General features: G+C 58.0%; 14 protein-coding genes and 2 tRNA genes. 9 read left to right on the top strand and 7 right to left on the bottom strand.

Annotated features, from left to right (window positions below):
• The first annotated feature begins 10 nt into the window (after positions 1-10).
• The 5 genes from SERRSCBI_RS12890 (at position 11) to SERRSCBI_RS12870 (ending at position 5,099) form a co-directional block, all read left to right on the top strand.
• The gene (locus SERRSCBI_RS12890; protein ID WP_004932204.1) at positions 11-562 is read left to right on the top strand and encodes an NAD(P)H nitroreductase; all 552 of its coding nucleotides are present in this window, start codon (positions 11-13) and stop codon (positions 560-562) included.
• Between the two features lie 157 nt (positions 563-719).
• Complete coding sequence (gene selD, locus SERRSCBI_RS12885) at positions 720-1,763, top strand: selenide, water dikinase SelD (protein ID WP_042784711.1); 1,044 nt, start codon at positions 720-722, stop codon at positions 1,761-1,763.
• A gap of 8 nt (positions 1,764-1,771) precedes the next feature.
• Entirely contained in the window at positions 1,772-2,881 is a 1,110-nt protein-coding gene (gene mnmH, locus SERRSCBI_RS12880) for a tRNA 2-selenouridine(34) synthase MnmH (RefSeq protein WP_042785713.1), read from the top strand.
• A complete protein-coding gene (locus tag SERRSCBI_RS12875; RefSeq protein WP_042784710.1) occupies positions 2,881-4,806 on the top strand; it encodes a DNA topoisomerase III in 1,926 nt (641 codons plus the stop codon). Before mnmH ends, SERRSCBI_RS12875 begins: the two co-directional genes overlap by 1 nt.
• On the top strand, positions 4,803-5,099 hold the full coding sequence (locus tag SERRSCBI_RS12870) for a YnjH family protein (RefSeq protein ID WP_033643308.1): 297 nt from the start codon (positions 4,803-4,805) through the stop codon (positions 5,097-5,099). Before SERRSCBI_RS12875 ends, SERRSCBI_RS12870 begins: the two co-directional genes overlap by 4 nt.
• A 21-nt stretch (positions 5,100-5,120) precedes the next feature.
• Here the strand turns inward: SERRSCBI_RS12870 and SERRSCBI_RS12865 are convergent, their stop codons facing one another.
• The 7 genes from SERRSCBI_RS12865 to SERRSCBI_RS12835 all read right to left on the bottom strand — a co-directional run bounded on the left by SERRSCBI_RS12865 (position 5,121) and on the right by SERRSCBI_RS12835 (position 9,077).
• The gene (locus tag SERRSCBI_RS12865; RefSeq protein WP_042784709.1) at positions 5,121-5,522 is read right to left on the bottom strand and encodes a pyrimidine (deoxy)nucleoside triphosphate diphosphatase; all 402 of its coding nucleotides are present in this window, start codon (positions 5,520-5,522) and stop codon (positions 5,121-5,123) included.
• Positions 5,523-5,566: 44 nt separating this feature from the next.
• Entirely contained in the window at positions 5,567-6,373 is an 807-nt protein-coding gene (gene xthA / locus SERRSCBI_RS12860; RefSeq protein WP_004932192.1) for an exodeoxyribonuclease III, read from the bottom strand.
• 102 nt (positions 6,374-6,475) lie between these two features.
• Positions 6,476-7,048 (bottom strand): TIGR00730 family Rossman fold protein, encoded by a 573-nt coding sequence (locus tag SERRSCBI_RS12855; protein WP_004932190.1) that lies wholly within the window; start codon positions 7,046-7,048, stop codon positions 6,476-6,478.
• A 206-nt stretch (positions 7,049-7,254) separates the two neighbouring features.
• Positions 7,255-7,339: transfer RNA gene (locus tag SERRSCBI_RS12850), tRNA-Tyr, on the bottom strand.
• Positions 7,340-7,435: 96 nt separating this feature from the next.
• Positions 7,436-7,520: transfer RNA gene (locus SERRSCBI_RS12845), tRNA-Tyr, on the bottom strand.
• Between the two features lie 175 nt (positions 7,521-7,695).
• The gene (gene purU, locus SERRSCBI_RS12840) at positions 7,696-8,544 is read right to left on the bottom strand and encodes a formyltetrahydrofolate deformylase (protein WP_004932187.1); all 849 of its coding nucleotides are present in this window, start codon (positions 8,542-8,544) and stop codon (positions 7,696-7,698) included.
• Between the two features lie 68 nt (positions 8,545-8,612).
• Entirely contained in the window at positions 8,613-9,077 is a 465-nt protein-coding gene (locus SERRSCBI_RS12835) for a YchJ family protein (RefSeq protein WP_033643306.1), read from the bottom strand.
• Between the two features lie 118 nt (positions 9,078-9,195).
• On the opposite strand from SERRSCBI_RS12835, the gene rssA reads away from it, so the two are divergent.
• The 4 genes from rssA (at position 9,196) to SERRSCBI_RS12815 (ending at position 13,733) form a co-directional block, all read left to right on the top strand.
• Complete coding sequence (rssA, locus tag SERRSCBI_RS12830) at positions 9,196-10,098, top strand: patatin-like phospholipase RssA (protein ID WP_042784708.1); 903 nt, start codon at positions 9,196-9,198, stop codon at positions 10,096-10,098.
• A gap of 103 nt (positions 10,099-10,201) precedes the next feature.
• Positions 10,202-11,215, top strand: coding sequence for a two-component system response regulator RssB (rssB, locus tag SERRSCBI_RS12825; protein WP_042784707.1), 1,014 nt, complete (start codon positions 10,202-10,204; stop codon positions 11,213-11,215).
• Between the two features lie 213 nt (positions 11,216-11,428).
• Positions 11,429-12,346, top strand: coding sequence for a UTP--glucose-1-phosphate uridylyltransferase GalU (gene galU / locus SERRSCBI_RS12820; protein ID WP_033650221.1), 918 nt, complete (start codon positions 11,429-11,431; stop codon positions 12,344-12,346).
• 43 nt (positions 12,347-12,389) lie between these two features.
• Complete coding sequence (locus SERRSCBI_RS12815) at positions 12,390-13,733, top strand: UDP-glucose/GDP-mannose dehydrogenase family protein (protein ID WP_042784706.1); 1,344 nt, start codon at positions 12,390-12,392, stop codon at positions 13,731-13,733.
• Positions 13,734-13,738: the final 5 nt, after the last annotated feature.

Below are 13,738 nucleotides of genomic sequence, written 5' to 3'. Positions count from 1 at the left end.
GGAGTTTACGATGGATGCTCTGGATCTTTTATTGAATCGTCGCTCGGCTTCGCGCCTGGCGGAACCGGCGCCGGCGGGGGAAGTGCGCCAAAACATCATCAACGCGGGCCTGCGTGCGCCCGATCACGGCGCGCTGCAGCCGTGGCGTTTCGTGATGATCGAGAATCAGGGCCTGGAGCGCTTCAGTCAGCTGCTGCAGGCGGCGGCGAAGCAGGATCAGTTGGATGAAGCGGCGATCGAAAAAGCCACCAAGGCGCCGTTCCGCGCACCGCTGATCATCACCGTCATCGCGCATTGCACTGAAGAAACCAAGGTGCCGCGCTGGGAGCAGGTGGTTTCCGCCGGTTGCGCCGTGCAGGCGATGCAGATGGCGGCGCTGGCGCAGGGCTTTAACGGCATCTGGCGCACCGGCGCCTGGACCGAGCATGCGCTGGTGCGTGAAGCCTTCGGTTGCCGCGAGCAGGATGAGATCGTCGGTTTCCTCTATCTGGGCACGCCGCAGCTGAAGGCCGCCACCAAAGTGACGCCGCCGGACAGCACGCCTTTCGTCAGCTATTTCTAAGTATTATCCGACGGGGCGCGGCGAAAATGCGCCAAACCCCGCAAAATTGCATGGTTTCTGAGCAGGCCGTTCGCTTATCGGCGGCACGCTCTTATCAATCCCCTCGGCAAGCGCTACCCTATGTTATCTTGAGTGCCGTTATCGAAGGGAGTGGACTATGACATCGCCAGCGATCCGTTTAACCCAGTACAGCCATGGCGCTGGCTGCGGCTGCAAAATCTCACCGAAAGTTCTCGAAACCATCCTGCACAGCGAGCGGGAGAAATTTGTCGATCCGCGTCTGCTGGTCGGCAATGAAACCCGCGACGACGCGGCGGTATATGACATCGGCAACGGCGTCGGCATTATCAGCACCACCGACTTCTTCATGCCGATCGTCGACGATCCGTTCGATTTCGGCCGCATCGCCGCCGCTAACGCCATCAGCGACGTGTACGCCATGGGCGGCAAACCGATCATGGCGATCGCCATTCTCGGCTGGCCGATCGCCAAACTGCCGCCGGAGGTGGCGCAGCAGGTGATCGACGGTGGGCGTTTCGCCTGCCAGCAGGCGGGGATCGCGCTGGCCGGCGGCCACTCCATCGATGCGCCTGAACCTATCTTCGGCCTGGCGGTCACCGGCGTGGTCAATACCGAGCGGGTGAAGAAGAACAGCGCCGCGCGGGCCGGGGCTAAACTCTATCTGACCAAGCCGCTGGGCATCGGCGTGCTGACGACCGCCGAGAAGCAAAGCAAGCTGCGCCCCGAACATCAGGGGCTGGCGACGGACGTGATGTGCCGCCTTAACAAGCCGGGCGCCGACTTTGCCGAGGTGGCGGGCGTCACGGCGATGACCGACATCACCGGTTTTGGCCTGCTGGGCCACCTGAGCGAGGTATGTCAGGGTTCCGGCCTGCAGGCGACGGTCTGGTTCGATCGGGTGCCGAAGCTGCCGGACGTCGAGGCGTATATTGCCGAGGGCTGCGTGCCGGGCGGTACCGGGCGCAACTTCGACAGCTATGGCCATCTGGTGGGCGAGATGAGCGATCTGCAGCGCCAGTTGCTGTGCGATCCTCAGACCTCCGGCGGTTTGCTGTTGGCGGTATTGCCGGAGGCGGAAGCGCAGGTGCTGGCGATTGCCGAACAGCATGGCATTACGCTCAACGCCATCGGCGAGCTGCATGTGGCATCGGCCGATAAGCCGCTGATCGAGGTCGTGTAGTGTCCAACATGCAAGGAAGGCCGGACAGCGACAATTACCAACGCATTTTCCTGCAGGACGTGCCGCTGATTGACGTGCGCGCGCCGATCGAGTTTCACCAGGGCGCCTTCGCTCAGGCGCTGAACCTGCCGCTGATGATCGACAGCGAGCGGCAGGCGGTGGGCACCTGCTATAAACAGCATGGGCAGCAAGCGGCGATAGCGCTCGGCCACAGTCTGGTGAACGGCAAACTGCGCGAACAGCGCACCGCCGCCTGGCTGGCGGCCTGTGCGCAGCGGCCCGAAGGCTATCTCTATTGCTTCCGCGGCGGTCTACGCTCGCAGCTGGTGCAGCAATGGCTGCATGAGGCCGGCGTCGAGTACCCGCGGATCATTGGCGGTTACAAGGCGCTGCGCAATTATTTGCTCGGCGTGCTGGCGCAAAGCGCAGCATTGCCGATAGCCCTGGTGGGCGGCAATACCGGCAGCGGCAAGACGTTGCTGGTCAACGAACTGGCCGACGGCGTCGATCTGGAAGGCGTGGCGCGCCATCGCGGTTCATCTTTTGGTCGAACGCTGGCGGGCCAGAGCTCGCAGATCGATTTTGAGAATCGTCTGGCTGTGTTATTGCTGAAAAAACAGCATGGTGGCAGCCGCCGTTGGGTGCTGGAAGACGAAGGGCGGATCATCGGCAGCAACAATTTGCCGCTGCCGTTGTTCAATGGGATGCAGCAGGCGCCGGTGGCGGTGATCGACGATCCGTTCGACATTCGCCTGGCGCGTTTGCAGGCGGAATATATCGACGGCATGCGCGAACAGTTCGAACAGGCCTATGGCATGGAAGAGGGCTGGCGACAGTACGACGACTATCTGCACCACGGCCTGTTTGCCATACGCCGCCGCCTGGGGCTAGAACGCTTCCAGCAGCTGACGCAACGACTGGAAGCGGCGCTGCGGACACAGCGGCTCAGCGGCCAGGGCGAGGCGCACCGCGAGTGGCTGGCGCCCCTGTTGCAGCAGTACTACGATCCGATGTATTGCTATCAGTTGGAAAAGAAAGCCCAGCGGATTGTCTTCCGTGGGAACTATGCAGAAGTAAGAGAATTCTTGATGACGTTCAGCCAGAAAAACGGTGAATAATGCGACTGTTCATAGCCGAGAAACCGAGTTTGGCGCGCGCCATTGCCGACGTATTGCCCAAGCCGCATCGCCGCGGCGACGGGTATATCGCCTGCGGCAACAACGATGTGGTGACCTGGTGCGTCGGTCACCTGTTGGAGCAGGCTCAGCCTGACGCTTATGACAGCCGCTATGCGCGCTGGTCGTTGGCGGATCTGCCGATCATTCCCGAAAAATGGCGGTTGCAGCCGCGGCCTTCGGTCAGTAAACAGCTCAACGCCATTAAAAAGTTGCTGCTTGAAGCCGATGAAGTGGTTCACGCCGGCGACCCGGATCGTGAAGGGCAGCTGCTGGTGGATGAGGTGCTGGACTACCTGGATCTGACGCCGGAAAAACGCCAGAACGTGCGCCGCTGTCTGATCAACGATCTCAACCCGCAGGCGGTGGAGCGCGCGGTTGAACGCCTGCGCGACAACCGTGACTTCATCCCGCTGTGCGTGTCCGCCCTTGCGCGCTCACGCGCCGACTGGCTGTACGGCATCAATATGACCCGCGCTTATACGCTGCTGGGCCGCAACGCCGGTTATGACGGCGTGTTGTCGGTGGGCAGGGTGCAGACGCCGGTGCTGGGGTTGGTGGTGCGGCGCGATGAAGAGATCGAAAACTTCGTGCCGAAAGACTTCTTTGAGGTCAAGGCGCACATCGTTACGCCGAAAGAAGAGCGTTTCGTGGCGCTGTGGCAGCCCAGCGAGTCGTGCGAGCCTTATCAGGACGAAGAGGGGCGCTTGCTGCACCGGCCGTTGGCGGAGCACGTGGTCAAGCGCATCGAGGGCCAGCCGGCGCTGGTCACGTCCTATAACGATAAGCGGGAATCAGATACCGCGCCGCTGCCGTTTTCGCTCTCCACGCTGCAAATCGAAGCGGCCCGGCGTTATAACCTCAGCGCCCAACAGGTGCTGGACGTTTGCCAGCGGTTGTACGAAACTCATAAATTAATCACCTATCCGCGTTCCGACTGCCGCTACCTGCCGGAAGAACATTTCGCCGGCCGTCACGCGGTGCTGAACGCCATCAGCGTGCACCAGCCTGAGCTGTATCCGCAGCCGGTGATCGACAGCGATCGCCGCAACCGCTGCTGGGACGATAAAAAAGTCGATGCGCACCACGCTATCATTCCCACCGCCCGTGCCGGCAAGATTAATCTGACGCAGGATGAACGGAACGTGTATGGGCTGGTGGCGCGCCAGTATCTGATGCAGTTTTGTCCGGATGCGGTATTCCGCAAATGCGTGATTGAGCTGGATATCGCCGGCGGCAAATTTATCGCCAAGGCGCGTTTCCTGGCGGAAGCCGGTTGGCGTACGCTGCTGGGGAGCAAGGAACGCGACGAAGAAAATGAAGGCGCACCGCTGCCGGTGGTGGCTAAAGATGATGAGCTGCTGTGTGAGCGCGGTGAGGTGGTGGAGCGCCAGACGCAGCCCCCGCGGCCGTTTACCGACGCCAGTCTGTTGTCGGCCATGACCGGCATCGCGCGCTTCGTACAAGATAAAGCGCTAAAGAAAATCCTGCGGGCGACCGATGGTTTAGGTACGGAAGCGACGCGAGCGGGGATCATCGAATTGCTGTTCAAACGGGCGTTTCTGTACAAGAAGGGACGCTATATTCACTCCAGCGAAACCGGGCGCGCGTTGATTCACTCGCTGCCGGATCTTGCTGCGCGTCCTGATATGACGGCCAACTGGGAGGCAACGCTGACGCAAATCAGTGAGAAATCCTGCCGTTATCAGGACTTTATGCAGCCGTTGGTCGGCACGCTGCAAGAGCTGATTTATCAGGCCAAGCAGAGCCGGGCGAGCATGGCGTTCCGTGGGTTGCCGCCGCCGCCTTCCAGCGGAGGCAAAAAACGCAGTAAAAGCGCCGGCAAGGCGCAGGAGAAGAGTGAATGAAGCACGGACTCAATGGGGTGCTGGCTGCCGCTGCCCTGGCCTACTGCGGCCTGGCGGCCGCCAACCGGGGCGATGTGGACGTGGTGTTGCCGGTTTCGCCGGAGATTTGGGGGACGGCGAAAAACGGCGCCAATTCGCCACCGGCGCAACCCTGCAACCGCTGTTGCGTCTACCAGAATCAAAACTATTCCGAAGGCGCGGTGCTCAAAGTCGAAGGCGAAGTGCTGCAGTGCGTGCGTGAGCCTAACACCATCGGCACCAACCCCTTGATTTGGGTGCGATTGAAGAAGTGACCATGTAACCTATCGCCGCGCTTAGCGCGCATAGCCTTGCGCGGCGATGTAGTCCGCCAGCAGTGGAACGTCGGCCGGGGCCAGGGTATATTCTTGCGCCTGTTGCGGCGTGACCCAGACCAGCGCCGAGTGGCAGCGCTGTTGCAGTTCACCGGAGAACTCCGCGACTTGCCAGGCGTGCAGCCGGATGAGGCGTTCGCCTTGCTGCCACTGATTGCTGCCCACATAGTTGCCGATACGGGCGCAAATCCCCAATTCTTCATCCAGTTCGCGCGCCAGCGCCTGCGGTTGGCTTTCACCCGGCTCAACTTTGCCGCCGGGAAACTCCCACAGACCGGCCTGATCGCTGTCTGCGCCACGCTGGGCCAGCAAAATGCGGCCATTTTGTTCCAGAATGGCGGCTACCACGTCGATAATTTTCATTGGCTTCACAGAGTAAAACCCCAGCGGGCGCCGGGGTGATGGGGTTACAGCGTAAATTCCGCCCAGACCGGCGCATGGTCGGAAGGTTTCTCCATGCCGCGGGTTTGGTAATCGATGCCGGTGGCGATGCAGCGCGAAGCCAGCGGGGTGCTGGCCAGCAGCAGATCGATACGCAGGCCGCGGTTGTCGTCGAACCCTTTGGAGCGGTAGTCGAACCACGAAAACTCGTCGTTGCGCCCCGGGTTGGCGTGGCGGTAGGTATCGACCAGGCCCCAGTTCAGCAGGCGATCCATCCATTCGCGCTCTTCCGGCAGGAAGGAGCATTTACCGGTGCGCAGCCAGCGTTTGCGGTTGTCTTCGCCGATGCCGATATCGTAATCGCTGGGGCTGATATTCATGTCGCCCATGATCAGCACCGGGGATTCCGCCGATAGCTGCTGCTCCAGGTAGTTTTGCAGATCCTGATAAAAGCGTGTTTTAGCCGGGAATTTGATCGGGTGGTCGCGGCTTTCACCTTGCGGGAAGTAGCCGTTGATCACCGTCAGCGTGCCCTGCGGCGTAGCCAGATCGGCCATGATGATGCGACGCTGCGCGTCTTCTTCATCGGTCGGGAAGCCGCGGCGCACGGCCAGGGGCTCCGCTTTGGTCAGCAGCGCCACGCCGTAATGGCCTTTTTGCCCGTGATAGAACACGTGATAGCCGTGCTGGCTGACTTCTTCCAATGGGAACATGTCATCGTGAACTTTGGTTTCCTGCAGACCGATCACGTCGGGCTGGTGCTGTTCGATAATTGCCGCCAGCTGATGCGGACGCGCGCGCAGTCCATTGATATTAAAAGAGACAAACTTCATGAGCGGTGCCGTTTTCACGAGAAAAATGTGCTGTGATAGTAGCAGAGTTTGGCGGGAAATGTAACGCAGACAGCGGCGAGCCCGCTGACTGCGCAGCCGGCTTTATTTCGCCCAGCGGTCGTAATTTTTGGGTTGATAGTCGTCAAACTGTTGCAGCAGCGTTTGCGCCGATTCGCTGATGTGCAGCGTACCGAGATAGTCGTGGCGCATGAAGCCCTGATCGGCGACGTGTTCGAGGAACTGGCTCAGTGGGCGGTAGAAACCGTTGACGTTCAGCAGGCCGACCGGTTTGTTGTGATACCCGATTTGCCCCCAGGTCCAGATTTCAAACAGCTCTTCCAGCGTGCCGATGCCGCCGGGCAGGGCGATAAAACTGTCCGCCAGCGCCGCCATACGGGCTTTGCGCGTATGCATGTCTGGCACCACTTCCAATTCAGTCAGGCCGCGATGCGCCGTTTCCGCTTCAACCAGGCGCTCGGGGATAATGCCGACAGCTTCACCGCCCGCCGCCAACACCGCGTCCGCCACAATCCCCATCAGTCCTTTTTTGCCGCCGCCATAGATTAAACGGCGTCCCTGTGCGGCCAGCAATTGCCCCAATTGGCGAGCCTGCTCGGCATAAGCGGGATTGACGCCTTCGCTGGCGCCACAAAAAACGCAAATATTGTTTCGCATCCACCTGTTCCTTACTGCACTAAAGAAGCCAGTGGTATAGCGAATTGTCGGCCGGAGTTCAAGTTACGGGCGGAGGAGAGAAATAAAACGTCTGGATGAAAGCGGTTAATAAGGGGAGATAACTTGATTTATTGATACGAGAACATTGGATGCAACGTGTTGGATGCGATGTGCTTTAAGTGGGTTTTGGGATTTTCTGTAAAAGATGGTGGTGGGGGAAGGATTCGAACCTTCGAAGTCAGTGACGGCAGATTTACAGTCTGCTCCCTTTGGCCGCTCGGGAACCCCACCATGGTATTCATGGGTTTACAAATTGTTGTTCTGGTTTTATCCAGAAGAAACCTGGCCGGTTTCTTTGTTGCGTCTTCGCTCCTGGCGGAGAGAAGATGGTGGTGGGGGAAGGATTCGAACCTTCGAAGTCAGTGACGGCAGATTTACAGTCTGCTCCCTTTGGCCGCTCGGGAACCCCACCATATACATGGCTATTTAACTGGCCTTGCTTGCGAGAGCGCTGTCTCGGTAAGCGGGGCGCATCATATCAAATGAAGCGGATGTGTAAAGCATTGAAATGCAGAAAATGAATCGTTTGCCGTTTTTTTATTCTTGGCGGTGCATCCCTGAACGAAATGCACCGATTTATTGAGCGATTACAGAATAACGGTGCGATTGCCGTAGACGAAGACGCGCTGCGCCAACACCTGATACAGGGCTCGGCTGAGCACGTTTTTCTCTACGTCGCGGCCGGCGCGCATCATATCCTCGGCGGAATAGGTGTGATCGACGTGGATCACGTCCTGCATGATGATCGGGCCTTCGTCGAGATTGTCGTTAACGTAGTGAGCCGTGGCGCCGATGATTTTAACTCCGCGTTCGTAGGCCTGGTGATAAGGCCGCGCGCCGATAAACGCCGGCAGGAACGAATGGTGAATGTTGATCACCTGATTCGGATAATGTTGCACGAAGGCCGGCGTCAGCACGCGCATGTATTTGGCCAACACCACGTAGTCCGGCTGATATTGATCGATCTTGGCCGTCATTTCGCGGTCGTGCTGTTCGCGCGTCAATCCTTCGTGGCTCACCAGATGGAAAGGAATATCGAAACGCTCCACCAGCGTTTGCAGCGTGTCGTGGTTGCCGATTACGGCGGCGATCTCAACGTCGAGGCCGCCATAGGCGCTTTTCATCAACAGATCGCCCAAGCAGTGCGCCTCTTTGGTGACCAGCACCACGATGCGCCGACGTCCGGTGCTGTGCAACTCACGCAGCGAACCTTCCGGCAGGGCGCTGTCCAGATCGGCCAGCAGCGTGTTGTCGTTGAAAATGCCTTCCAGCTCGGTGCGCATGAAGAAACGCCCGGTGCGGTGATCGACGAACTCATTATTCTGGACGATATTGAGCTCGTGCTTGTAACAGATGTTGGTGATCTTGGCGATCAGCCCTTTGGCGTCCGGGCAGATGGTGCGTAACACTTTTCGTTGTACATTTTGGTGTGGCATGGGTTTGAGGATCCTGTCTGATACTGAACGGCCTGTCTGCGCAGGCGTTAACGTGAAGCGCCGGCCGGCTAGCGCCCGCAGCACTTCTTATATTTTTTCCCTGAGCCGCAGGGACATATCGCATTTCGGCCGGGCTGGGGTTTGCTGCCGTCGATATAATACCAACGTTGATCGCGACGAAGGAAGCGTGAGCGCTCATGCATCGCCTGGGGCTCACCGCTTTCGCCATCGGTGAAGCGGGCGATGAATTCGACGAAGCCTTCGTCCGGCTCATGGCCGGTTTGCTCCTCGACGATCGTCAAGCCCAGCCATTCGGTGTTTTTGAAACTGTCGACGATCGCATTGCGCCATGCTTCGGCGCCGCAGTCGGGGTGCCAGGTGGCGATCAGATAGTCGACGTTATGATTCACGTAGGCGGTGAAGCGTGAACGCATCAGTTGGCCGGGCGTCGGCGCCGGCTGACTGCCGCTGATAAAAGGGGCGCAGCACGCGTTATACGCCAGTCCGCTGCCGCATGGGCATGATTCGGGCAAAATAACTCCTGAGAAAACGAGGCTGAAAATGAATTTAGCGCATATGTTACCTAACAATATTCGTCAGTGACAATCTACCCTGAAAGCAGAGAACACCTTTTACCGAGAGGATGGCGCTATGCGGCAAATCAAGATCGGACTGGCGCTGGGGGCGGGCTCGGCTAAAGGCTGGGCGCACATCGGCGTGATCAATGCGTTAAAGAAACTGGGGATTGAGGTCGATATCGTTGCCGGCTGCTCTGTCGGTGCGTTGGTGGGGGCGGCATTCGCCAGTCACCGTTTGCCGGTAATGGAGCAGTGGGTGCGGTCGTTCAGCTATTGGGACGTCATTCGTCTGATGGATTTTTCCTGGCAGCGCGGCGGTTTGTTGCGCGGCGATCGGGTGTTCACTGCCGTCGGGCAACTGTTGAAGATCAATGATATTGCCGAATGTGCGCTGAAGTTCGGCGCCGTGACGACCAATCTCAGCACCGGCCGCGAACTGTGGCTGACCGAAGGCGATATTCATCAGGCGGTGCGCGCTTCTTGCAGCATGCCCGGCCTATTGGCGCCAGTGTGGGCCGACGGCTATTGGCTGGTGGACGGCGCAGTGGTCAATCCGGTACCGGTATCGCTCTGCCGGGCGCTGGGTGCCGATATTGTCATTGCGGTCGATCTGCAGCATGACGCGCATTTGATGCAGCAGGATCTGTTTTCGATACGCGGCGAGGACGAAAGCCCGGACGATACGCCTGCGGAGACCTGGCGCGGGCGCCTGCGGGAGCGCGTCGGCAGAATGCGCAAGCGCAAACCGACGACGGCGCCGACGGCGATGGAGATTATGAGCACGTCGATTCAAATGCTGGAAAATCGCCTGAAGCGCAACCGGATGGCGAGCGATCCGCCGGACGTTTTGATCCAGCCTTTTTGCCCTCAGATCTCAACGCTGGATTTCCACCGCGCCGATGAAGCGATCGAGGCGGGGTTGCTGGCGGTTGAAAAACAACTGGATCGGTTGTTGCCGTTGATAAAAAATAGATAATTCTCGGTTCTTGGTTGGCAATGCGCGGTTGGTCTGTTTCAGACGAGCATAAGTGACCTTTTTGAGCCACTATTACACTATGGAAAGGGACGAGGCTCGGCTGATGGCATTACCACTCACTCACAAGCGTATCTTGATCGTTGAGGACGAACAGGTTTTTCGTTCCGTGCTGGTCGGTTATCTGACCTCGCTGGGCGCTGAAACCGGCGAGGCGACCAACGGTTTACAGGCGCTGAGTGCCGTCGATGACTTCAAGCCGGATCTGATTCTGTGCGATCTCGCGATGCCGGAAATGGGCGGCATCGAATTCGTTGAACACCTGCGTCTGCAGGGGCTGCAGATCCCGGTGCTGGTGATCTCCGCTACCGACAAGATGGCGGACATCGCCAAGGTGCTGCGTTTGGGCGTACAAGATGTGCTGCTGAAGCCGCTGACCGATCTCAATCGCCTGCGTGAGGCGGTGCTGGCGTGTTTATACCCCAATATGTTCACCTCCCAGGCGATTGAAGAGGTTGAGCTGTTTCAGGATTGGGACGCGCTGAGCAAGAATCCTTCCGAAGCCGTCAAACTGCTTAAGCAATTGCAGCCGCCGGTGCAGCAAACCATTGCGCATTGCCGGATCAACTATCGCCAGTTAACCACGGGCGAAAATCCCGGGCTGGTGCTGGATATCGCGGCATTGTCAGAAAAAGACCTGGCGTTCTATTGCCTGGACGTCACGCGCGCCGGTGATAATGGCGTATTGGCGGCGCTGCTGTTGCGCGCATTATTTAATGGGTTGCTGCAAGACCATCTGGCTAATCAACAACATCGCCTGCCGCAAATGTCGGCATTGTTAAAGCAGGTTAATCAATTATTGCGGCAGGGGAAATTAGAGGGCCAATTCCCGCTGTTGCTGGGATATTATCACGCCGAAAATAAAAACCTGATTCTGGTTTCCGCCGGGCTGCATGCCAACGTCAATACCGGCGACAATCAAATTCAGCTGAGCAACGGCGTGCCGCTGGGCACGCTGGGCGCTACCTACATGAACCAGATCAGTCAACGCTGTACGGCCTGGCAATGTCAGGTATGGGGCAGCGGCGGCCGATTGCGGCTGATGCTCAGCGCCGAATAATGGACGTTGATCGGCGATATCTTAAGCTATTCACTTATCGGTAATTAAACCGTTTATTTTTTCTCCCGATTATCAGAACGGGTAATAGTCCTAAATGTTTTCTATTTGTGTTCTGGTTAATGCCAGGCGCGCATAAGCTGGTATACTCCGAAGGTTTTTTTATATCGAGCCCAAGCTCATAAAATGAGCGCTTCAGCTTTAAGAGAGGAAATAATGCCTGCTGTAAATCGCAAAGTCAGAAAAGCCGTGATCCCGGTTGCAGGCTTGGGTACGCGGATGTTGCCGGCCACCAAAGCCATTCCGAAAGAAATGTTGCCGCTGGTTGATAAACCGCTGATCCAATACGTCGTCAATGAGTGCATTGCGGCAGGGATTAACGAGATTGTGCTGGTCACCCACTCCTCCAAGAACTCGATCGAAAACCATTTTGATACCAGTTTCGAACTGGAAGCGATGCTGGAAAAACGCGTCAAGCGTCAACTGCTCGATGAAGTGCAGTCAATCTGCCCGAAGGGCGTTACCGTAATGCAAGTCCGCCAAGGGAATGCCAAAGGCTTGGGGCACGCGATTATGTGCGCCTACCCGATGGTGGGCGATGAGCCGGTCGCGGTGGTGTTGCCGGACGTGATCCTTGACGAATACAGCGCCGATCCGAAAAAAGACAACTTGCACGACATGCTGCAGCGCTTCGAAACCACCGGCATCAGCCAGATCATGGTTGAACCTGTGCCGCATAAAGATGTTGGCAACTACGGCGTAGCAGACTGTAAAGGCGTCGAATTGCATCCGGGCGAAAGCGCGCCGATGGTCAGCGTGGTCGAGAAGCCGTCGCCGGAGAAAGCGCCTTCCAACCTGGCGATTGTCGGTCGTTATGTCCTCTCCGCCGATATCTGGCCGCTGTTGGCGAAAACGCCTCCGGGCGCCGGCGACGAAATTCAGCTGACTGACAGCATCGAAATGCTGATGCAGCAGGAAACGGTGGAAGCGTATCACCTGAAAGGCGTGAGCCATGACTGCGGTAACAAACTGGGTTACATGCAGGCCTTCGTGGAATACGGCATGCGCCATGCCAGCCTGGGCAAAGAATTTTCTCAGTGGCTGCAACAGGTTGTTGCCGCTGACAAGAAGTAATTGAGTGATCTTTCGTCTTAATTTGAAAAACTAGGATTTTCACATGAAAGTAACAGTTTTTGGTATTGGTTATGTGGGTCTGGTGCAGGCCGCCGTACTGGCTGAAGTAGGCCATGACGTTATGTGTATTGACGTCGATGAGCGAAAAGTCGAAAACCTGAAAAAAGGGAATATCCCGATTTTCGAACCGGGCCTGACGCCGCTGGTGCAGCAAAACTATGAGGCCGGCCGTCTGCATTTCACCACCGATGCCAAAGCGGGCGTGGCGCACGGGACTATCCAGTTCATCGCCGTCGGCACGCCGCCGGATGAAGACGGTTCCGCCGATCTGAAGTATGTCACCGCGGTGGCGCGCACTATCGCCGAGCACATGACCGATCGCAAAGTGGTGATCGACAAATCCACCGTGCCGGTCGGTACGGCGGACAAGGTGCGTCAGGTGATGGCTGAAACGCTGGCGAAACGCGGCAGCAACGTGCCGTTTGACGTGGTATCCAACCCGGAATTCCTGAAGGAAGGCGCGGCGGTGGCAGACTGCATGCGTCCTGAGCGCATCGTGATCGGTACCGACAATAAAGATGTGATCGAGCCTATTCGCGAGCTGTACGAACCGTTTAACCGCAATCACGATCGCATGATCATGATGGATATCCGCAGCGCGGAGCTGACCAAATATGCCGCTAACTGCATGCTGGCGACCAAGATCAGCTTTATGAACGAAATGTCCAACCTGGCGGAAATGCTGGGCGCGGACATTGAGAAAGTGCGTCAGGGCATCGGTTCCGACTCACGCATCGGCTATCACTTCATCTACCCGGGTTGCGGCTACGGCGGCTCTTGCTTCCCGAAAGATGTCCAGGCGCTGATCCGTACGGCGGAGCAGATCGGTTACCAACCGAAGCTGTTGCAGGCGGTAGAGCAGGTCAACTATCAGCAGAAAGACAAGCTGAACAGCTTTATCAACGACTACTTCGGCGGCGATCTGAAGGGCAAAACCTTCGCGCTGTGGGGGCTGGCGTTCAAGCCGAATACCGATGACATGCGTGAAGCTTCCAGCCGCGTGCTGATGGAACAGCTGTGGGCCGCAGGCGCCACCGTTCAAGCCTACGATCCGGAGGCGATGAACGAAGTTCAGCGCATCTATGGCCAGCGTGACGATTTGAAGCTGGTGGGCACCAAAGAGGCTGCATTGCACGGCGCCGATGCGCTGGTGATCTGCACCGAGTGGCAGAACTTCCGTGCGCCGGACTTCGATGTGATCAAGGGCGCGTTGAAGCAGCCGGTGATCTTCGATGGCCGTAACCTGTACGATCCGGAGCGTTTGGAAAATCGCGGCTTTACCTATTACGCAATTGGCCGCGGCGCCTCGATTAAACCGGTTATTTAAGGAGT

Source organism: Serratia sp. SCBI, from assembly GCF_000747565.1.
Lineage (GTDB): Bacteria > Pseudomonadota > Gammaproteobacteria > Enterobacterales > Enterobacteriaceae > Serratia > Serratia ureilytica.
This window is presented reverse-complemented; position numbering and strand designations above follow the sequence as displayed.